18 protein-coding genes are annotated in these 22225 nt (G+C 37.0%); 6 read left to right on the forward strand and 12 right to left on the reverse strand.

Going from position 1 to position 22225, the window contains the following annotated elements; all coding sequences use genetic code 11:
* Nucleotides 1-52: 52 nt before the first annotated feature.
* On the reverse strand, nt 53-1570 hold the full coding sequence (norR, locus tag NBG71_RS15605) for a nitric oxide reductase transcriptional regulator NorR (RefSeq protein ID WP_075673994.1): 1518 nt from the start codon (nt 1568-1570) through the stop codon (nt 53-55).
* 190 nt (nt 1571-1760) lie between these two features.
* Between norR and norV the strand changes: the two genes are divergently transcribed.
* The 3 genes from norV (at nt 1761) to ytfE (ending at nt 5598) form a co-directional block, all read left to right on the forward strand.
* Nucleotides 1761-3209 (forward strand): anaerobic nitric oxide reductase flavorubredoxin, encoded by a 1449-nt coding sequence (gene norV, locus NBG71_RS15610; protein ID WP_099659226.1) that lies wholly within the window; start codon nt 1761-1763, stop codon nt 3207-3209.
* On the forward strand, nt 3206-4360 hold the full coding sequence (norW, locus tag NBG71_RS15615) for an NADH:flavorubredoxin reductase NorW (protein WP_075673992.1): 1155 nt from the start codon (nt 3206-3208) through the stop codon (nt 4358-4360). Before norV ends, norW begins: the two co-directional genes overlap by 4 nt.
* Before the next feature lie 575 nt (nt 4361-4935).
* A complete protein-coding gene (gene ytfE, locus NBG71_RS15620) occupies nt 4936-5598 on the forward strand; it encodes an iron-sulfur cluster repair protein YtfE (protein ID WP_250916995.1) in 663 nt (220 codons plus the stop codon).
* Between the two features lie 58 nt (nt 5599-5656).
* On the opposite strand, the gene NBG71_RS15625 is transcribed toward ytfE, so the two are convergent.
* Nucleotides 5657-7864 carry an extracellular solute-binding protein gene (locus NBG71_RS15625; protein ID WP_159242143.1) on the reverse strand — a complete coding sequence of 736 codons (2208 nt, stop codon included), beginning with the start codon at nt 7862-7864 and terminating at the stop codon, nt 5657-5659.
* Between the two features lie 345 nt (nt 7865-8209).
* Between NBG71_RS15625 and NBG71_RS15630 the strand changes: the two genes are divergently transcribed.
* From NBG71_RS15630 to NBG71_RS15640, 3 genes are read left to right on the forward strand one after another with little or no spacing between them, the layout of a single operon-like run.
* Complete coding sequence (locus NBG71_RS15630; protein WP_075672556.1) at nt 8210-9031, forward strand: MBL fold metallo-hydrolase; 822 nt, start codon at nt 8210-8212, stop codon at nt 9029-9031.
* 13 nt (nt 9032-9044) lie between these two features.
* The gene (locus NBG71_RS15635) at nt 9045-10292 is read left to right on the forward strand and encodes an MFS transporter (RefSeq protein WP_075672557.1); all 1248 of its coding nucleotides are present in this window, start codon (nt 9045-9047) and stop codon (nt 10290-10292) included.
* Between the two features lie 34 nt (nt 10293-10326).
* Nucleotides 10327-11040, forward strand: a complete 714-nt coding sequence (locus tag NBG71_RS15640; protein WP_075672558.1) for an MgtC/SapB family protein — start codon at nt 10327-10329, stop codon at nt 11038-11040.
* A gap of 81 nt (nt 11041-11121) precedes the next feature.
* Here NBG71_RS15640 and NBG71_RS15645 read toward each other — a convergent pair whose 3' ends face one another.
* From NBG71_RS15645 to NBG71_RS15690, 10 genes are all read right to left on the reverse strand, one after another.
* Nucleotides 11122-13104, reverse strand: coding sequence for an acyltransferase family protein (locus NBG71_RS15645; RefSeq protein ID WP_250916996.1), 1983 nt, complete (start codon nt 13102-13104; stop codon nt 11122-11124).
* Between the two features lie 101 nt (nt 13105-13205).
* Entirely contained in the window at nt 13206-13922 is a 717-nt protein-coding gene (locus tag NBG71_RS15650; protein WP_250916997.1) for a hypothetical protein, read from the reverse strand.
* A gap of 178 nt (nt 13923-14100) precedes the next feature.
* Nucleotides 14101-14991 (reverse strand): dihydrodipicolinate synthase family protein, encoded by an 891-nt coding sequence (locus tag NBG71_RS15655; RefSeq protein WP_250916998.1) that lies wholly within the window; start codon nt 14989-14991, stop codon nt 14101-14103.
* Between the two features lie 172 nt (nt 14992-15163).
* Nucleotides 15164-16051, reverse strand: coding sequence for a MurR/RpiR family transcriptional regulator (locus NBG71_RS15660; RefSeq protein ID WP_088494247.1), 888 nt, complete (start codon nt 16049-16051; stop codon nt 15164-15166).
* Nucleotides 16052-16240: 189 nt separating this feature from the next.
* Complete coding sequence (gene nanQ, locus NBG71_RS15665; protein ID WP_075672565.1) at nt 16241-16714, reverse strand: N-acetylneuraminate anomerase; 474 nt, start codon at nt 16712-16714, stop codon at nt 16241-16243.
* A 13-nt stretch (nt 16715-16727) separates the two neighbouring features.
* Nucleotides 16728-18218: a sodium:solute symporter family protein gene (locus tag NBG71_RS15670; RefSeq protein ID WP_098941598.1), complete on the reverse strand. Its 1491-nt coding sequence runs from the start codon at nt 18216-18218 to the stop codon at nt 16728-16730.
* A gap of 51 nt (nt 18219-18269) precedes the next feature.
* Nucleotides 18270-19139: an N-acetylmannosamine kinase gene (nanK, locus tag NBG71_RS15675; protein WP_075672567.1), complete on the reverse strand. Its 870-nt coding sequence runs from the start codon at nt 19137-19139 to the stop codon at nt 18270-18272.
* The gene (locus NBG71_RS15680) at nt 19136-19834 is read right to left on the reverse strand and encodes an N-acetylmannosamine-6-phosphate 2-epimerase (RefSeq protein WP_250916999.1); all 699 of its coding nucleotides are present in this window, start codon (nt 19832-19834) and stop codon (nt 19136-19138) included. Before NBG71_RS15680 ends, nanK begins: the two co-directional genes overlap by 4 nt.
* A gap of 208 nt (nt 19835-20042) precedes the next feature.
* A complete protein-coding gene (locus tag NBG71_RS15685; protein ID WP_075672569.1) occupies nt 20043-20738 on the reverse strand; it encodes an oligogalacturonate-specific porin KdgM family protein in 696 nt (231 codons plus the stop codon).
* Between the two features lie 82 nt (nt 20739-20820).
* On the reverse strand, nt 20821-21978 hold the full coding sequence (locus NBG71_RS15690) for an N-acetylneuraminate epimerase (protein WP_250917000.1): 1158 nt from the start codon (nt 21976-21978) through the stop codon (nt 20821-20823).
* Between the last annotated feature and the right edge of the window lie 247 nt (nt 21979-22225).

Below are 22225 nucleotides of genomic sequence, written 5' to 3' on the forward strand. Positions count from 1 at the left end.
TGGACCACGCACCCAAATTACCTTTTTTCATTTAAGACATTCTCTTTTTAAATTATGACAACTTTAATCCTAAGCGTTTTGTTAAACGGCGTAAGTTAGCCGGATCGAGTGATAATTCTCGCGCCGTTGCCGCCCAATTTTGGTTATTACGTAGCAATGCTTGTTTAATTAAATCTCGCTGAAATTCATCCGTTGCTTCTTTTAAATTCTTTTCTTCAGAAGGTAATGTTTGAGAAGCAGAGTGAACGGGATTTTCAGCCCCTAAAGCAAAATGACTAACTTGTAAAATAAGGCTATCGGTTTTATTTCCAGCTCTTGCTAAAACAATGGCTCGGTGAATGGTATGTTCTAATTCACGCACATTACCCGGCCAAGAATAGTGTAATAAATAAAGGCGTAATTCAGGGCTAATAATCACTTGAGTGAGATTAAAACGCTGACGATATTGCTCGCAGAAATAACCCACTAATAGCAAAATATCTTCATCTCTTTCTCGTAATGGTGGAACATGCAAAGGAAAAATGCTTAATCGATGGAAAAGATCAGCACGGAAATTTCCCGCTAATACTTCTTCCCATAAATCACGATTCGTTGCCGCTAATACACGCACATTAACGCGTAAATTACGATCATCACCAATGCGTTGAATATCGCCATATTGTAAGACACGCAGTAATTTGGCCTGAAGTGATAATGATAACTCCCCTATTTCATCAAGAAATAAAGTTCCGTTATCTGCCATTTCAAATTTACCACTACGATGGCTGATTGCGCCGGTAAAAGCCCCCTTCACATGCCCAAATAATTCACTTTCTGCCACACTCTCAGGAAGTGCCGCGCAATTTAAATAGACTAACGGATTATCTGCACGATTAGACATTTCATGAATAGCTTTTACCACCAGCTCTTTGCCCGTTCCCGTTTCGCCACTCACTAAAATATTCATATCTGCGGGTGCAACAATTTCTATCTCTTTTTTCAGTTGCATCATCGAAGGCGATAAACCAATAATCTCTGTTTTTACTGTGGGCTTAAACGTATTGGTTGGCGTAAATAACATATTTTGATTTTCGAGTTGCTCAATCAATAGCGCATTATTTAATGCACCAGAGGTTAATGCAGCAATTAAACGCAATTCTTCATCACTAAAAGTATCGAACTGATGAGGGTCCATTCCATCCAGTGTTAACGTACCAATTAAGTCTTGCCCAGCAAATAATGGTAATCCCACACACGCATGCACTTTTAAATGTTCTCTATCTGGGATAAGTCCATCATAAGGATCGGGTAAATCACTGTCCGCAGGGAAGCGAACCACATCCCCTGCCCGCGCGATAGTTTCAAGGCGAGGATGCCCTTCAAGTAAAAATCGACGACCTAAAACATCAGGTACAAGGCCATCTATGGCTAATGGAATAAATTGATGGGGCTCATAACGAAGCAACGCTGCTGCATCGCAATTTAGCACTTGCCGAAGCGTGGTTACCAGACGCTGAAACCTATCTTGATGACCCACATCTTTTTGTAATTCAATGGCAATTTTAGCCAACACATCAACGGAAAAGCCCATAAAAACACCTCATAGTCATTATGACTGTTATTATGGTCATTTTGACATGATAAAGATAGTCATATTGACAATATTTAAATCACCACAAAAACAAAAATCATTTTAAAACAATAAGATAAAAATTGGCACGCTTCTTGATTATATCTATACATATCCCTATAAAAAGATTAATGAGAAGGAACAATACAAAATGGCTATTCATGTTAAAAATAATGTTAATTGGGTTGGACAACGTGACTGGGAAGTTCGTGATTTTCATGGCACTGAATATAAAACATTATTAGGAAGTAGCTATAACAGCTACCTAATACGTGAAGAAAAGAATGTCCTTATTGATACAGTTGACCATAAATTTAGTCGCGAGTTTGTGCAAAATTTACGAGCTCAAATTAATCTCGAAGAGATTGATTACATTATTATTAATCATGCAGAAGAAGATCACGCTGGCGCACTTACTGAGCTGATGTCTTTTATTCCTAATACTCCAATTTACTGCACAGCAAATGCGATTGATTCAATCAATGGTCATCACCATCACCCTGAATGGAATTTTAATATCGTTAAAACAGGCGATAGCCTTGATATTGGCAATGGCAAGCAACTGATTTTTGTTGAAACACCAATGCTACATTGGCCTGACAGCATGATGACCTATTTAACAGGCGATGCGATTTTATTTAGTAATGATGCCTTTGGTCAGCACTATTGTGATGAACGGTTGTTTAACGATGAAGTTGACCAAACGGAATTATTTGAGCAATGCCAACGCTATTACGCCAATATTTTGACCCCATTCAGCCGCCTTGTGACACCAAAAATTAATGAAATTTTAGGCTTCAATTTACCTGTTGATATGATTGCTACTTCTCACGGTGTGGTATGGCGTGATAATCCAACACAAATCGTTGAATTATATCTGAAATGGGCTGCTGACTATCAAGAAGACCGCATCACTATTTTCTATGACACCATGTCTAACAATACCCGTATGATGGCAGATGCCATTGCACAAGGTATCAATGAAATTGACCCTAATGTGTTTGTAAAAAGCTATAACGTCGCCAAAAGTGATAAAAATGACATTATCACCAGTGCATTTCGTTCTAAAGGCGTACTTGTTGGCTCATCAACAATGAATAATGTCATGATGCCAAAAATTGCCGCCATGCTTGAAGAGATGACAGGCTTACGTTTTCGTAATAAGAAAGCAGCTGCTTTTGGGAGTTATGGCTGGAATGGTGGTGCTGTTGACCGCATTCAAACTCGCTTGATGGATGCTGGATTTGAAACCGCACTAGCGCTAAAAACCAAATGGCGTCCAGACATGCAAGCCCAAGAGATTTGTCGTGAGTATGGCCGCGAAATTGCACGTCAATGGGCATTAGCGCCACTTCCTGCGACTCAATCTTGTTGTACAACCTCATCACAACCTGAAGTTACCACACGTGTTGAAGCTATCGATTTAGGTCCACGTATGCAATGCAGTGTGTGCCAATGGATTTACGATCCGGCAATAGGTGAACCAATGCAAAATGTTCAACCTAATACACCATGGAGTGAAGTACCTGATAGCTTCTTATGTCCTGAATGCTCATTAGGAAAAGATGTCTTTGATGCACTTGCAAAGGAGGCAAAATGAGTACAGATCTTCTCAATAATGGGATTGTGATTATTGGCGCGGGGTTTGCCGCGCGCCAATTAGTCAAAAACATTCGCAAATTTAATGCAGATATTCCCATTACCCTTATTGCCTCAGACAGCATTGATGAATATAACAAGCCGGATTTAAGCCATGTTATTAGTCAGGCTCAAAATGCGGATGATCTAACAAAGCAAACAGCTGAAGACTTTGCACAACAATATCAACTAGCCATTTATCCTTATACACAAATTGTTGATATTAATACGGATGAAAAACGTATTCAGAGTACTCAAGGTGAACAATGGTATTACGATAAATTGGTCTTAGCGACAGGCGCTAAAACGTATTGCCCTGCTATTTCAGGTCATGAGTTAATGTTTACGCTTAATAGTCAACAAGAGTACCGAACTTATGAAGCACAAATTCACCAAGCTAAGCGCGTATTAATTTTAGGTGCGGGTTTAATTGGCACTGAATTAGCCATGGATTTTAGTCGAGCAGGTAAAGAGGTGATCCTTGCAGATATTTCAGGGCAATTATTATCCTCCTTGATCCCGTCTGATCTTAGTGGTCGTTTACAATCTAGCCTCACTGAAATTGGTGTCCGATTAATGCTGAAATCACCGTTACAGTCATTAACACAAGTCGATAACGGTATTTTAGCGACATTTAATCAGCATCATCAATTAACGGTTGATTGTGTTATTGCCGCCACAGGGCTCACGCCGAATATAGAGCTTGCTCATCTTGCGGGTTTACATACTGATCGTGGGATTATTGTGAATGAATATCTGCAAAGCAGTAATAGCGATATTTATGCATTAGGTGATTGTGCACAAATCAACGGTAACTTATTGCCATTTTTGCAACCTATACAATTAAGTGCGATGCATTTAGCAAAATCACTTGTAGGTGAAAACAATGCACCTCTTAATTTGCCACCGATGATTATTAGAGTGAAAACACCGTTAATGCCACTACATCTTGCCGGTGAAACTGCGCGTAATGACTTAACGTGGAATATTAATACAACACAGTCGGGTGTTATCGCTAAAGGCTTTGATGATAACAATGTATTACGTGCCTTTGTGGTTACAGAAGAGCAAGTAAGAGAAGCTTTTGCTTTATTAAGAGCACTGCCCGCTTAATTTTAATGGTGATATCGCTAAACAAAACCAACAACGCTACAACTTAAATAAACACAAATAGATACTCTAAATAATTCGAGGTGTAGCTAGGTGACAAGTGAGCGAGTCGCTAGGAGCATACATAAGTATGTGACTAGTGCGAATGAACGCAGTCAACAACGCTACAACTTGAATAGACACAAATAGATACTCTAAATAATTCGAGGTGTAGCTAGGTGACAAGTGAGCGAGTCGCTAGGAGCATACATAAGTATGTGACTAGTGCGAATGAACGCAGTCAACAACGCTACAACTTGAATAGACACAAATAGATACTCTAAATAATTCGAGGTGTAGCTAGGCGACAAGTGAATGAGTCGCTAGTCACATACATAAGTATGTGACTAGTGCGAATGAACGCAGTCAACAACGCTACAACTTAAATAAACACAAATAGATACTCTAAATAATTCGAGGTGTAGCTAGGCGACAAGTGAGCGAGTCGCTAGGAGCATACATAAGTATGTGACTAGTGCGAATGAACGCAGTCAACAACGCTACAACTTGAAGTATGACGAGTATAAACAGGTGAAACTATGAACTTACGTGATCAACCACTAGGCCAACTGGCTCTATCTATTTCTGGCGCCAGTGCCATATTCCGTCAATATAACCTCGACTTTTGTTGTGGTGGAAAAAGAACATTAAGCAAATCTGCAGAGAAAGCAGGGCTCAATATTGATGAAATTGAAAGTAAATTAATTGCCCTTTCAGAACAGCCATTAGAAAAAGATTGGCGACAAGCACCATTGAGTGAAATTATTGATTTTATTATTGTTCATTATCATGACAAGCATAGAGCACAATTACCGGAGCTTATTCTACAAGCAGAAAAAGTAGAACGAGTCCATGAAGCAAAACCGACTGTCCCGAAAGGATTAGCTCGTCAATTAACACTTTTATTAGATGAACTAACCAGTCATATGATGAAAGAGGAACGCATTCTCTTTCCTATGATAAAAAATGGATTAGGAAGCCAAGCAGGGGCACCTATTAGTGTTATGGAACATGAACATGATGATGCGGGTGAAATTGTTGAAGTAATTAAATTTATTACCAAAAACGTCACACCACCACCTGAAGCCTGCACCACATGGCGAGTGCTTTATAATGGTATTAATGAATTTATCGATGATTTAATGAATCATATTAGCTTAGAAAATAACTTATTATTTCCAAGAGCATTAGCAGGCGAGTAGTCGTGTACATACAGGGGATTTCATCATCCCCTGCCATTTTTATAACAATCAGTAAATCCTACCGCTCACCTTGAGTATCTATTAACAAACGCTGATTTATATATTCGATAGTCTCGTCTATCGTCATAATATTATTAACGACATTCGTAATACCTTGCCCGATAATAATTTCTGCTTGGCGTAAATTAAATAATTTGCCATTTGGTACTGATGATTCTCGTATTCCCTTATTAATTTCTTGATAAGCCAATGTCATCCACGGGTAACGATGGCTAATTTCTTGATTATGGCTGAAATTTTGATGATTACTGTTTCCACCTAATAAAATAAGGTGATCCATAACCACTGGGGAATAAAGCCAACGATAAAATTGCTCTGCATATCGTGATTTTTGGCTATAACGTGAAACCCCTAATACGCCACCGCCTAATTGCGGAATACTTCCCGGTACAGGTGCAAAACCTGTTTTAGGTAAAATATTGCTATGAGCAACATCGTTAAATAAATTCATATAAGCAATAAGCATAGCAAGATGCCCTTGCTCAAATTGTCTAACCGATTCACTCCACCACTTATTATGAATATTCTCAGTGATCGACAACTGTTTTAAATATTCTTCTAATATTTCACCTGCTAAAGGCATTTCCAATCTAGGAATATTATGGCTTCCTATTAAACACCCGCCTTTTGCGTAATAACGTAATAGATACTCTGTTGCGATCAATCCTGCACTACCCAATGTTGTTGAAGCTCCCATTGGACGACTTAATTGCCCTTCTTCATGTTGTTCAGTAAAAAACTGCGTCACATTATCGTATTCTTCAAATGTCGTCGGTACGGTTAATTCATTACCAGTTTTTTCGTAATACATTCTTTTTAGAATAGGATCTTCAAACAAGTCTTTTCGATAAAATAGGAGTTGCGCACTGGCATCAAAAGGCATGGCATAAGCAACATTATTCACTAAGCTAAATTTCTGCTGAGTAGGCAGTGAAAAATTATTTAATAAGTCGGTTAATCCGTTACCGATTTTATCTAATGGCTGTAATATCCTTTCCGCAAACCAAGGAAAACAAGCCATATCAATACGCAATAAATCATAATATGGATGTAAATGTAACTGACTTAATATTTGATAAACTTCGTCGTATGGATGTATTGCTAAATTAACTTTAATGCCTGTTTGGCGATAAAAATGAGGTAGCAGCTTTTTTAATGCACTGGTTGACGGGCTAGGTAAAATCAATAAGTTAAGACTTATATCTGCTTTATCCTCACTGACAACTGCTGGCGTTAAAGTATAAAGGTGATCGCTTTGATTACGCACACAAGTCACATTCTTTTCAGTTATTTCACTTTCATCCTCTTCTTGCATTAATGCATCCATGACTTCTAATCCAAGTTGAGCGTAATTCATTGGAAAGTAATACAATCCTTTTAATACAGGTGGAATATTGTCGCTCAATGCAAAAATAGGAGGGCAATCATTATGGCTACCGAAATAACTGGCTTGTGTTAAATAACGAGCTTTCTCTATATCTTGAGCAATAAATATGTCTGGGATTTGCTCCATAGAAAAGAAATCAAACGCAATTTTATAACTCTCTTCATCTGACGCACAAAGCACCACATTTTTTTTATTGGGTGCATTCTCTAAAAGTCGATTTTGTAATTCATTGGCAAAGTTTTGATTATTTAAATAGTCGCTACTCCCCATAAAAATACCCACTAATTTACCTGTGGTTTTGGCTATCTGTTGGCAAATAGCTTCTGCGGCTTGAGCAAAATCGAGTGTGAAATATCGTTGAGTATTTAGTGGTTCACGATAAACAAATGCTATTTGAGAAGGCGGTAATTTTAACGTGTCAAAATAGATATTCGCATCTTTAAGACAGCTAACGGTGATCACTTGTTTATAGCCACCTGCAGCAATTTTCTGTAATGCCTCTAATTCGGTGGTTTCAAGATCATCGGTTAAAAAAAGATCGTAAGTGACCTCAGGAAAATGAGCAATAGACTGCCTTAAGGAATTAAAGAAAACGGCATATTTTTCAGAAACTAATTGAGGGAGAAGTATGGCAATTTTATGGCTTTTATTAGTTCTTAACAGTTGAGCTTGCGTATTTAATTGATAGCCCATTTGTTTGGCGGCTTGATACACAGCTTCAATTTTCTCAACACTCACATTCCCACGTTTATTCAATACGTTAGAAACTGTTCCATGAGAGACACCAGCTAGTTTTGCAATATCTTTAATCGTTGCCATTGATCTTTTTCCATCTCAATTTCTGCTTTCACTAGCATACCTGAATTATTTATCGCGACTACTGCTAATTAATTTGAACGTTCCATTTTTAATTTGTTTATAAAACAAGCGCTTGTTACTTATCAGAAATAAATGATTATCAATATCAATTAAAACATATATCAATATTAATCAATATGATAAGAAATTTAATTTGAATGAGATCACTGATCTGATCTTCATTTATTGGCAAATAATCTTCATCATTTTATCATTGGAACGTTCAAATTAATCTATAGCTTATAGATAGCCAACACCAGATAATTAATAAAATCATAATAAAACAATAGGATAAGGGGATTTCTTATGAAACTTCATTTTTTAGGGACGGCTGCCTCAGAAGGCATACCCAATCCCTTCTGCCGTTGTGAACACTGCCTGAAAGCAAGAGAACTTGGTGGGAAAGATATCAGAACTCACTCTTCTGCCATTGTTGATGACATTATGTTAATCGACGTATCACCTACATTTAGTTATCAATTAATGCGTGATGGAATGGATGCTACCAACTTTGAAAGCCTTCTATTCACTCACACTCATCCGGATCATTTCAATGTTGGCGATCTGTTTAGCCGAATGGAAGGTTATGGTTTTGAAATTAACCATCCTCTTCATATTTTTGGTAATGATCGCGCGATTAATGGTTGCATCGAAGTTTTACCTGGCTACAGCAAAGAACGTTTTGCTTTTCACTGCTTAATTCCTTTTGTTACTGTCGAAAGAAATGGCTATAAAATTACACCATTACTCGCTAATCATGCGAAATGGGAACTTTGCTATGTTTATCATATTGAGAAAGATGGCAAGGTTATTTTCTATGGACATGATTCTGGTTGGTTCCCTGAATTAACATGGAAATGGTTAGAAAACAAACCACTTGATATCGTTGTTTTTGAATGTACTTATGGACTCAATGGTAAAGATCGTACCGATAATCATATGAGCTTAGAAACCGTATTTGCAGCAAAAGAAAAACTGCAACAGCAAGGTTGTTTACATCAAGATACACAAATTGCCGTTTCGCATGTTTCACATAGCGGCAAATTGCTTCATCACGAATTAGAAGCTGTTTGTGCTCCTCATAATATCCGCGTTGCCTACGACGGATTAACGTTAGAAACAAATTAAGAGGAGAACGATGATGGATATGAAAATAACCTCTCGCTTACTGATAATGATGTTTGTGCAATATTTCATGCAAGGTGCATGGAATATGACCATGGGACTGGTATTAAGTACCTATGGTATGGCAAGCATCATTGGTAATGCCTACGCTTTATTAGGTGTCGCTACAATTATTTCCCCATTATTTATTGGCATGGTGGCTGACCGTTTCTTTGCTTCACAAAAAGTCATGGGCATCCTTCATTTAATTAATGCAGCAGTCATTATTTGTGTTCCTCAATTTATTGAAGCACAAAACAGTGGCATGACTTTATTCTTAATTTTCATTATTGGATTATTGTTTTATCCAACAACTGCGCTTTCAAATAGTATTAGTTTCTCCCATATTAATGGTGTGAAATATTTTCCTATTATTCGTGTATTCGGTACGTTTGGTTTTATGGCTATCGGATTTATATTAGGTGAAATGGGCTTCTCTGGTAGTACGATGACTTGGTATATCGCTTCTGCAGTGGGTGTTTTACTTGGTTTCTATTGCTTTACCTTACCTAACACACCACCGAAAGCGAAAGGCAAGCCATTCTCTACTCGTGATATTTTATGTTTAGATGCGCTTTCATTATTTAAAGATCGTTATTTCGCTATCTTAATGTTTAGTATCTTTATTTTAATGATCCCTAAAACAGCATACTCCGCTTATATTCCCGTTTTTATTAAAGCATTAGGTTTTAATAACGCGGCGTCTATCATGCAAATAGGTATAGCCTGCGAAGTTCTGTTTATGTTTGTATTGTCATTCTTCCTAATGAAGTTTGGCTTCAAAATTACATTACTTTTAGGTGCTGTTAGCTGGATCATTCGCTCGGTATTCTTCTCTTATGCAGCGGTAAATACAGAGTTTTATTTTATCGTTATCGGATTAATGCTACAGGGATTATGTTGGGACTTCTTCTTTACTGCTGGTGATATCTATGTTGACCGCAAAGCCAAACCGGAAATTCGTGCCCAAGCACAAGGCTTACGCTTTATTGTCTCTAATGGTTTCGGCTTATTATTTGCTTCCACTATTTGTGGTCAAATCTTTAATTCAACCGTAACAGAAACAGGTGATGCTGCATTACCACAGTGGTCAACATTCTGGGTATATCCAGCAATCGTTGCTGCCGTTGTAAGCCTATTCTTTATCTTCTTCTTTAAAGATGATGTGAGTAAAAAGAAAAATAACGAAGATAAGAAAGCACCAGAAGGTACAGTAACTCTTTAGTCTTAGAATAATAGGCCAACGTTAGGAGCAAACCATGGACGCATTAATTCAGTTTGTTGGCAGCATTGGCCCTTTATCACTATCAAGTATCGCTAAATTACTGGTCGCCTTTATTTTGGGCGGCCTTATTGGCTTAGAACGTGAATCAAAGGGAAAACCTGTCGGTTTTAAAACCTGTGTCATTATTGCTGTTGCCAGTTGTTTATTAACCATTGTCTCTATTCAATCTGCGGAATATTACGCCAATATTTCAGACAATATTCGTAGTGATCCCATGAGATTAGCAGCACAAATTATCAGTGGTGTCGGCTTCCTTGGCGCTGGCGTTATATTGCATCGACGTGATGATGCCATTTCAGGTCTGACGACCGCAGCCATAGTGTGGGCTTCAGCTGGTGTTGGGATTGCTTGTGGCTCAGGTTTTTATTGGCATGCCATGATTGTGACTGTTCTCTTTTTTATGGCTATTCAACTTAGCCCACAAGTGGTGCTATTTCAGATGAAAAACCAACGTTTAGGTAAGATTAAAGTACGCATGTTATTTACTCATGAAAGTGGTGTTCCCCTATTAATTGAGTATTTAAAAAGCCATAAAGATGTGATTGAAAACCTGACTATTCGCGATATTAAAAAAGAACGGGTTGAAGTGAACTTGAAACTGTTAGTTCGGCAAAAAATTACCTTACCCGAATTTTATTGCTCATTAAAACAGCTTGAACATGTTCATTCTGTTTCTTTGGATCATTAATATATTCAAAAGTAAAAAGTGCGCACTATCTTAGATAACTGCGCACTTTTTTATTATTTTGATGATCGATTAATTGTCTTATTAAGGATTATTCACGACTAACGGATTACCAAAACGTTCTAAATACATCATGCCAAAAATTGTTGAAGCATAATCTGTAATATGTCCTACATCACGATAAACTGGCACACCTTCTATATCGGTTAGACAGACATTTTTATCACATTGCACATCTTTAGGATCGATGATAATTAAGCTTGGATAGTCCTTTTTTAGCTTAACAAATAACTGATTCATCCATGTATTTCCCTCACCTTTATAGTTTTTGGGGTTACAGTTATTATCTGCAAAATCCTTTCTTAATTTTGCATTTTCATAAAAACAAGTCATAAAACCACTTGGCATAGAATTAACTGTTTTTATAAAAACAGGCTTAGCCCCTGTGGCAATAATAATATCAAGCGCTTCACGCATCGCTTTCTCAACGCGTTTGCGAGACTCTTCAACGGTCCTAACATCACCTATCTTATTAATGACATGATTTGACGCGTAATTATTCCAAACTTGCCCAAATATTACATAATCAAAGTGGTTATTCTTGATAACTTGATAATATTTCGCCGTTTGATCGTAGCAACGTTGATAAACTGTATTTTTATGATTAGACCAGTCATAAAGATAAATATTAGGAAGCGTAATACACGATGAAGTTGCTTGTGCATATACATCTATTTTGGCGTCTTTGCCTAAAATATCCATAAAGCCCCAATAATGATTTGCATGAGAATCACCAAATAAAAAGGCTTTTTTCTGGCTTCCTACTTCACCAATATGACACATTTTATCTGGATCTGAGGCTTCAAAATTCATACATTTAGTTCGATTGGGATAATCAAATTGATTCAATTTTGTTTCTAAATTAACGTAATTTTGCCCAAGCCTCGCTCCAATACCTTTATATTTTTCATTCAATGCATTTAGCCCCAAAGTGAATAAAATAGGTACAATTAACAAGAGAGTGATGGAATATTTAAAGGCTAAACGCTTTCTTCTAAACAGTTTTTCAATCAGAAAATAAGAACTAATCGATAGCAATAAGGTTAATGCTAACAGTGATCCCTTTTGCAGTTCTGTATTAAACACACCAACATAGCGTGCAACAGCAAATAATGGCCAGTGCCATAAATAGAGTGAGTAAGATAATAACCCAACGATCACGATTGGCTTTAACGAGAGTATTTTTTCAATGATACTCCCATGTTGTCCGGTATAAATAATTAGTGTAGCACCAAGACAAACATACAACGTATTAAGGTTCGGATAACCTGCAATAATATCGTTTTGGAATGCGATCCAAAGAATAATACCTAGCGCAATTAAGCTAATAACATCGTTTATTCTTCGATTAGGTTTTATCTTTGTTGGGAAGTAGGCAACACAAGCTCCCAACATAAATTCGAAGATCCGCGTACTAAAATAGTAGTAATTTTTCGGTTGATCTTTTTGGTAATAAAACACCAGAATAAATGAAATAGCAGTGACTAACACCACAGGATAAAAACTATTAACCCTTTCTTTTACATTGATTTTATGTAGAAAATAAAGTGTAAAAGGTAAAAAAAGATACCATTGCCACTCTATAGCTAAAGACCACGTATGCAATAACGGTAAAAAGAGTGCATCTTGCGCTGCATAGCTAGTTGTTGCTCTCGCAAAATATTTATTAGAGAGAAAGGCTGAGGCATATTTCTCGCTATTTGTAATATCTAAATAATCGCTAGGTAGGTAAAAAAGCCCAGATATCACTAGAACCGCAATTAATACAAAAAGATAAAGTGGTTGTAATCGCCATAATCGACGATTATAAAAATCACGAAATGAAAAATTACCTTGTGACAATGAAGTTTTAATTATTAGCGAAATCAAAAAACCAGAGATCACAAAGAAAATATCGACGCCAATAAATCCCGAAGGAATTAAACGATTATCCAAATGAAAAAGGATAACCAGAATAACAGCGACCGCTCTTAAACCATCTACATCAGCACGATATTTTACATTCATAATTCAAACAAATAATCCGAATAAAAAGAATCGCTGGATTATATACTAATTAGCCATATCACTTTAGTCACAAAAAGATGAGTACAATTTAATATTTACGGTTAATAACACCTAAATGGCCATAACTGATTAAATTCCATCGTTAACCCCATCTGTACTTCTGTTGAAAGCGAACCTTTGCTTACCACAAATTTTGGATGTCGGATAATGATAGGGGTGTTAATTGCATAATGTATTAATGATGATCGGTTTTGCTCTAGCTCATCATAAAGCTTCTTTATATCTGCTGATGACGTACTATCACGTAATCGCCCAAGCGTAATATGGATAATGTCTTTATGAAGTTCACTTTCAATTGGGATCTGCTGATAAATCTGTTGCCTAAAGCGTGTTAATTCCTCTGAAATACCCGTTAATATCAGACTACCATTGGATGTTAGGACAACGTCATTAAATAAAATTTCGATACTTTTTATTTGATTAAAGATTTTTGCAATCTCATGACACCACGATAATAATACAGGCCGTTGCAGTTTAAATTGCTCATTTTGTTGATTAAAAATCGTTAATAATGTGGAATGAAATTCTTGTGATTGAGTAAATTCAATAAATGGAAATTTAAGCGCAAGCTGTTCACAATAAGCTATTAGTTTTTGACTAAAAGGAATAAAGCTTTCCTCAACTTCAGGCTGAGAAATTATTAATTGCCCTGCATTTAAGCTGACATCAATAATACTTTCATCATTAATTTGTCGTTGCCAAATTTCGCCAGTTGCTAGTTTGTTGAGTGTTGCTTGTGTCAGGAATTCGTATGCCATCCGTACACCTTAATAAGAATAAAATAGTAACTCGTACTTTGGTTTGAGTGGCATTTAAAATCAAGTTTTAGAGTCAATAATAAAAAAGTGGCTTTATTCTAAAAGCCACTGTCACATCAAAGGGGGAGATGTTGAAATATGGGTCTATCTATAAAATTATCAATCAAAGTCAAATCGATTACAGAAAATTAGCTGCTTTAAACTTCGCTAAAGCATCAGCTTTTTGCTCTGCCGTCATTGGACGTAATGGGCGACGAGGGTCACCAACATCAATACCATGCAGTTGCATTGCTACTTTTCCTGCTGCAACACCGCCGTACTCAACTAAAACACGAATAATCGCAATCACTTTATCCATGCAAGCAGTAACACCTTCATGATCACCAGCTTTAAATTTTTCAATAATTTCAAGGTATAATGGTGCAGCATAGTTATATGTGCTACCAACTGCACTTAATGCACCACAGGCTAATCCCGCAGGAATAAATTCATCAACACCAAATGGCACATCATATTTTCCGCCATCTACGCGTAAGCAACGCTGGAATTCATACATATCAGGAGAATTAAATTTCATACCAGATAAATTTGGAATTGCTTTACCCGCTACTTGTAAGAATTTCTCCATATCAATACTTAAGCCTGACATGGTGGAGTGATAATAGTAAAAACCTTTAGATGGCGCACTTGCAGCCGCTAAACGACAATATTCAACAAGATCATCAACATTGCCCGGTTTAAAGAAACAAGGGCCAATAACGGATGTTGCTTTGATATCTAAGGTTTCAGCATGGCGAGCAAGTTCTAGCGTATCAGCAATACTTAATGCACCTGTATGAATAATAAGATCAAGCTTACCCTGGCTGGCACTAACCCAGCGTTCAGCCACTTTCTTACGTTCTTCAACAGAACAATGAATACCTTCACCTGTTGTTCCTAATACATAAGCACCTGTCACACCACTTGCAATTAGGTGTTTAGCTATTTCATCAATGACAGGATAATTAACGCTACCATCAGTTGCAAAAGGAGTATGAGGTGCGGCAATCAGTCCAGAGAGTTTGTTCATGATAACTTCCTTTGGAGGTTAATTTCTTTTCTATTAATTTTATGGAGCTTAACTCTATATTAGGGAGCAATACTTCAGAACGCAATAACGAAATGAGCATTAAAGGAAGAGAAAAATGAAAGTGTGATCTTTAGCCAATTTTCACTAAAAATCACACAATGTAGAGATAAACTTATGCGGAATGAGTCTGCTTTAGCGCATTCAATGTTCGCAGTTTTTGCTCTTTAACCATATCAGGCTGAGCTTGCACTAATAGCGTATAAAGAAGATCTAATACAAAGAGTTGTGCGGTTTTTGTACCAATAGAGTCACCTTGCAGTTTCCCTTGTCGGTTACCATTAATTAAATGATGATCAGCATACTCCATAATTTGTGAGCCTAAATTATGAGTCAATGCGATCGTGCTGGCTCCTGCTTCTTTAGCTAATTTAAGAGCATGGACCGTTTCAGGAGAATTACCGGAATGGCTAATTCCAATAGCCACATCGCCTGGTTTTAATAGTGAAGCTTGCATATACATAAAGTGGTTATTTGTAACAGCATCAACACGATAGCCAATTCGCATAAGTTTATTTTTTAAATCTTCTGCTGTAATTCCTGAAGAGCCAACACCACAAATAAAAATATAATTTGCTGATAATAAAGCATTTACAGCACCTTGAACTTGCTTCATATCGAGCAGATTTAATGTCTCTGATAATACGTTATTAATCGTTGCTTGAAGTTTTAAACCAATGGTATGGATATCGTCTTGATGGGTCACTTCTGCATCAAGAATAGGTGACTCTTCATTATCAGAGGTCGCCATTTCAATCGCCAAATCCATTTTAAAATCTTGAAACCCTTTATAACCCAATGTACGGCAAAAACGCACAACCGTCGCTTCACCCGCTTTTGTTGCTTGTGAAAGTTGAGCAATAGAGAGTTGAGTAACTTCTGTAGGATGGAACAGGATATAGTCTGCAATGCGCTGTGATACTCGCGTTAGACTATTTTTCATTGCGCCTAGCGTATCAAGTATTTTACCCGGCTTTAATCGAGTCGTTGCCTGTTCTGTCATGGAGATTATCCTTGGTTGCAGAAGATACACGGAAAAAAATTCTGCCAACAAGAGTACCAATTCCAACAGGTTAAAAAAAGCCTTGCTCATACAATAATATGATAATAAAAAACGCTTTATTCCTTAATAGCATCAGAATACAACTTACTGATACATCAGAAATAAAGCGCTTAATAAAAATAGTAATTATTAGTCGGTCAATGCGGTGACATCTAACTTAACAACAACTTTTTTCAGTGTGTTTGCACCCTTTTCAGCCGAAATTCCTGGTTTATGAGGTTCATAAGGCATAAAAACAGCAAACATGCTTGATGAAAGCGTTAAGGTCTGTTGACCTATTATTGTATCGGTTAGTTGGTAATCATCAGCCTCATTATAAGGCGTCACGTCTTGTGCTGAGCCTTGTATACCAAAATCAATAATTTCTTCGCCACTAAGCAATATTTGAATATCAATATAACGTTGGTGTAACTCAGCTCGCTTCTGTTCACGAGGTTGTGTTTCAAACGTCATTACATTCATAAATAGCGTTTCACCATCAATCTTATAACTTCCCGGAGCAAGTGAAGCAGGATCAAGTGCTAATGCTTTTTCCATTGCGTCACGCAACGCGGGATTCATTTCTGGCATTGTAGCCAAATCTGATATGTGTCCAAATAACATAGATTATTCCCTATTAGTTTCCTGACGTTTCACTATCATCTAATGAAATTTGTTTTGCTGATGCGAAAAGCGGTGCTGTAATTGTTCCTGCTATAACAACAGACATCGCACCAATCACTCCGTAGAAGAAGAAATTAAGATCACTGCCATAACGAGCAGCTAATACAGCAATAATACTGACAATAATCCCGACAACTGCACTACCTGCATTAGCACGCTTGACAAAAATACCCAGCATAAACAAACCGGTCATTGGGCCACCCATTAAACCAATCAGACTATTAAAGGCATCCCAAATTTCAGATTCATCAGATAAAACTAACCAAATTGCAGCTAAACTACTGAAGACACCAGCAACAATAATGACTAATCTTGCGACTTTCATTTTTTGTTCAGCGCTGCGTTCAGATTTGCTTAAACGAGTGTAGATATCAGAATTAAAACAGCTTGAGATACTGTTTAAGCTACTCGAAATGCTGGATTGAGCCGCAGCAAAAATAGCTGCAATAATTAATCCAGCAATACCAACAGGCATTTCAGTCACAATAAACAGAGGCAGAATACCTCCTGTATTAAAGCCTTCAGGTAAGAAATTAGGATTCTGTTTGTAATACACAAACAAGGCAGATCCAATAGCAAAGAAGAAGATAGGAATAATGGCAACTAATTTCGCATTTGTTATCAGTGTACGTTTTGTTTCTTCAATAGAATCTGTCACGATATAACGCTGTACGACATCCTGACTTGCTGTAAATTGTTGAATATTAGCGAATAAAAATCCGATCATCAAAACAGGAATAGTACTATCCGTCCAACTCCAACGAAATTGAGTCGTAGGAAAGAATTTATCAGCTTGTGATGTTGCAGTGAAAATTTCACTAATTCCGCCATCAACTTTAAAGCAGATCATAATAAAAATAAGAACTGCACCACCTGAAAGCAATAACCCTTGGATAACGTCCGTCCAAATAACACCTTCAATTCCGCCCATCCAAGTATAAATAATACAGAGCAAGCTAATCAGTACGATTAAAACAACAGGGTCAATACCCATAAAAGGACGTAAAGCAAGTACAGTTAAATAAGTAATAATAGCAACCCGACCAATATGGAATAACATAAACGAAAGGCTGGCAAATAAACGACTGCGTACATCAAAACGTGCTTCTAAATATTCATAAGCCGAAGTGATTTTTAATTTTCTAAAGAAAGGAATATAAAAATAAAAAACTAATGGCAAAATAGCGATAGCTAAATATTGCCCGATAATAAAAGTCCAGTCGGAGGTATAGGCTTTTGCTGGGATCGACATAAAAGTAATAGAACTTAACGTAGTCGCAAAAACAGAAACCCCTGCAGCCCAACCAGGAACCCGACCTCCTCCACGAAAATAATCATCCGCTGTTTTTTGGCGTTTAGAGAAATAAACACCCACGAGTAACATTGCAGCTAAATAACCAAATAGCACTGCATAGTTAATAAAACCAAAATCATGTAATTGCATTTTTTAGTCCTGCCATATGTAGGGTAAAAGGTAAGTTTTACGACAGTTTTTTTATTGCTCTCTAGCCCAAAGGACTGCGCCCCAGAGCCCGGCATCATGATGATAATGAGCCGATAATATCGGCACTTGTAATGCAACTGGTTGCTTTATCTGGGCGGCTTGAACGAGTTCGATATATCCCTTTGCCAGCCCAACACTTCCTCCAAGAACGACACAATCAGCATCTGTTGTTGCTTTAATATCAGTCACCAAATTTGCAATGGTGTTTGCTGAACGTTCAATAATTGATTTTGCTTGTAAGTTTCCCTGATGAAAGGCAGCAAAAATCGCTTTTGCATCTTTTCCAGCAAGCTCCTGTGTCGCTTGTGATGCAATTGCACGACCAGAAGCGATTGCTTCAACACAACCATAGCGACCACAACCACAAAGTGGGCCATGAGGATCGGCAAGCGTGTGACCTAAATGACCTGCAATACCTCGCTTTCCTGTAAAGAGCTGTCCTTGTTGAATTACGCCACCGCCAACACCTGTCGATACGGTGATAAATGCCATATCGGAAATAGTTTCACGGCGATGATCATATTCAGCCCATGTGGCCGCTTGAGCATCATTGAGTAGCCAACAAGGCAATCCTGTAAGTGAGACAAGTGTTTCTTTTAAAGGAAAATCTTTTAGTCCACCTAAATTATCCGGATTCAATGCGGTCAAAATGCCATTACAAATAATCCCTGTTGATGCGACAGCAACACTATCTGCATCGCTTTTGAGTGGTGTAGTAATAGCAACTAAAGCTTCATAAAGTTGCGTTGGTGATGCACTTGCGGGTGTGGCTATCTGTGTATGTTGTGTCAATTGGTTATCTCGACTAATTAGTGCCGCCGAGATTTTTGTTCCTCCAATATCAATTGCTAATGTATTCATTTATCTAACTCCTGCTGCCACTTTAATGCCTGAGTAAACCAATCACAGACATATTCAAGACGCGTCAATGCAGAGCCTACTGTGACAGCCCAAGCACCCGCTTGCATTCCTCTTGCGGCAATCATTGGTGTGTTATAACGCCCTTCGGCAATCACTCGGCATCCCTTTTCGGCCAATGCGGTAACAAGTTGTAAATCAGGTAGCTTTGGTATCTCACCACCGGTATAACCCGACATCGTTGAGCCAATAAATTCAGTGCCTAACTCTTGGCAATACATACCTTCGTCAAAGGTGGCACAATCTGCCATCGCCAATCTTCCTAAACGATGAATATGAGCTAATAGTGTTTTCACTGGTATAGGACGCACACGATCAGTACCATCAAAAGCAATAATATCGGCGCCCGCTTTAGCTAAGTCATCAACATCACTAAGCCACGGAGTGATCCTTACAGGGCTATCAGGTAAATCACGCTTCACAATGCCAATAATCGGCACATCAATAAGAGGACGAGTTGCTCTTAAATTATCAATTCCCTCAATACGCACAGCGATTGCTCCTGCATTTACCGCTGCTTGAGCCATTGCAGCAACAATCTCTGGCTTATCCATTGGGCTATTATCAACAGGCTGGCAAGACACAATCAGTCCACCTTTTTGTTGAATATCTTTAGTCATCTTTTCAATTAGCGTCATTTTGACTCACTATTCTCTTCATTTGAAATGTAACTCCAAATTATAGTATTTTACGGAGTTTAATTTCTCAATCAAAAAAACAGTAATTTGTGAAGAAGATCAAACAATAATCAACAGTCTCTAACCAACTGATAAATAAACTAAATAAAAATTAGAGTGATGTTTCCACCACTCTTTCTCTTTTTTATTCCGCGTTACTTAACTTAAATTAGAAATGAAACTGCAACCCAACTCGATAACGTGTCTGGCGATCATCACTAAGAGGGCTTACAGCCATATTGCCAACTTCAATGTAGGGAGTGAAAGTGCTGTTGATTTGATATGAAAAAGCGACATTGTGCTCGTAATTGCGTTTCTTATTATCATATTTTATGGCGTCGCTATACATTTGAGTATAATCATATTCCACTTTAAATTTGTTATATTTATAACCTATAAAACCATCAAGACGATTTGTTTTTTCATCATCAACACCTTGTTTTGTTTTACGGGCATAATCAAAACGATAACGCCCTGCAATATATAAACCATTATCAAAGTTATATTGTGCTTTTAAATAGGGTTTATATATAGAAGTATCTGTTACGGTTTCAAAAATAAGACCAGGCTGTAATGTAATATAGTTATTTAGTTTATAGTTATAACTTAATCCCATTTCAATAGCATTATTAACAACATCACTGAATAGTTTATCTTTCTCACCATCAACACCACCCGATTTAACGCTAGCATCAATATAGAAACCAACACCGTTTGAAAAAGAGTGAATAAATGCAACTCTATCTTTATTAATTCGAGTAGAGTCTGCATATTCATGACGAAAGTCTAATGTAGTCGCATATAATTGAGATGACATTAATAAAGTACAGCATGACAATAAAAGTTTCTTCTTTTTATTTAGCATAATATTTTTCCAAAAAGGTGAGATCCCCTGAATTAACAAAGGAGATCTTGATGAATTATTTTAATTTATATTTAGGAAGAGATTATTCAATAATTAATTGTTTATCTTTCATTGTTAAAGTAATAACTGAATTAACAGCTTCACCTTTATTTGTTTCGCCTCCAATTAAATAAAGTGAATTATCATATGAAACAGTAACACCATAGCCAAGAGGAAGAGGTAATTCACCAATGACTTTCCATTGATTATTAATAAAACCATAAATTTCTTTATGCCATGTCTTTTCTAATCCTTGATGCGCAAAGTAATGTTGCTGTGCATAGTTTGCCTGTGCTCCCGGGAAATTTGCCCCGCCAGCAACAAGTAAAGTGTGCATACTGTAACCGGAAAATGCACCAGCTAAACCGTCTTGTGGCTGATTAGGCGTAGGGTCGGGTAATTTCTGAGCAACAGAATCCCATTGTAATTGAGTATTTTTTAATGTGGCAGTTTGCACTTCACTGGTGCGTACCCCTGGTTTTATTTCACCATTGATTAAAGTGATTTTATTGCCATCATAAGCTAATGCAGAGCCTGCTGTTCCATTAAATGGCGTAATACCTAATAATCTCCATTGATTATTTTCAGCATTATATTCCATTATATTTCGATTAAAAAAATAACCTTCAGCAGGCTTATTAAAATAATCACTAATAATTTTTTTATTTTCAGATTCATTCGATTTAGTACGGTTTAAATCAACGAAATAACCGTCAAAGATTTGTTGATTAACACCACCAAGAATAATAGCTTGATCATTGTTAATACTAACTCCTGTATGCCCAACCAATCCGTAAGGTGCTCGAGTGTTGATCTTTTCCCATTTATTTTCTTTTGGTGAATAGCGATAAACATCTGTCAGCGCACTAATTGTTTCGCTATTTTCATTTTCTTTTCCTGCTCCACCAAAAATATAAATATCATTATTTAGCTCTAGAGCAATAGCTTGATCTCTTGGTGTTCCAGGAAAGTCTGCTATTCTTTCCCATTGTTTTTTCGAACTATTCAGGTCAAGCTTATACCATGATTTTCCCGCTGTACCTAAACCAACATAAATAATATTTTCGCTAATTGTTCCAGCGCCACTTTTAAATGTTACTGGTAAATTAGGCAGCTTTTCTGCAAAACTAGTAGACGTGAATATTGCCGACACTAGCATTACAGAAAGACAGGAGTAAGATATTTTCTTTATTCTGTTCATACTTATTAGCTCTTATTATTGTCATCAAGTAGGGGTTTTTCTTGTATCTTAAATATCACTCCAATATATAATTATTTTCGGAGTTAAACTTCAAATTGATCTTTTCTGAATTGTGAAGGCGATCAAAATGTCTATTTTTTAATCTTATATTTTTACAACTTTCTTTAAATCAAATTTAGGAATAAAAATCTGACAATAGAATAAAATACAGTCTCAATAAATTATTATTGAGATTTTATGCAGAATA

It is taken from the genome of Proteus sp. FZP2095, from assembly GCF_023701425.1.
Taxonomy (GTDB): domain Bacteria; phylum Pseudomonadota; class Gammaproteobacteria; order Enterobacterales; family Enterobacteriaceae; genus Proteus; species Proteus cibarius.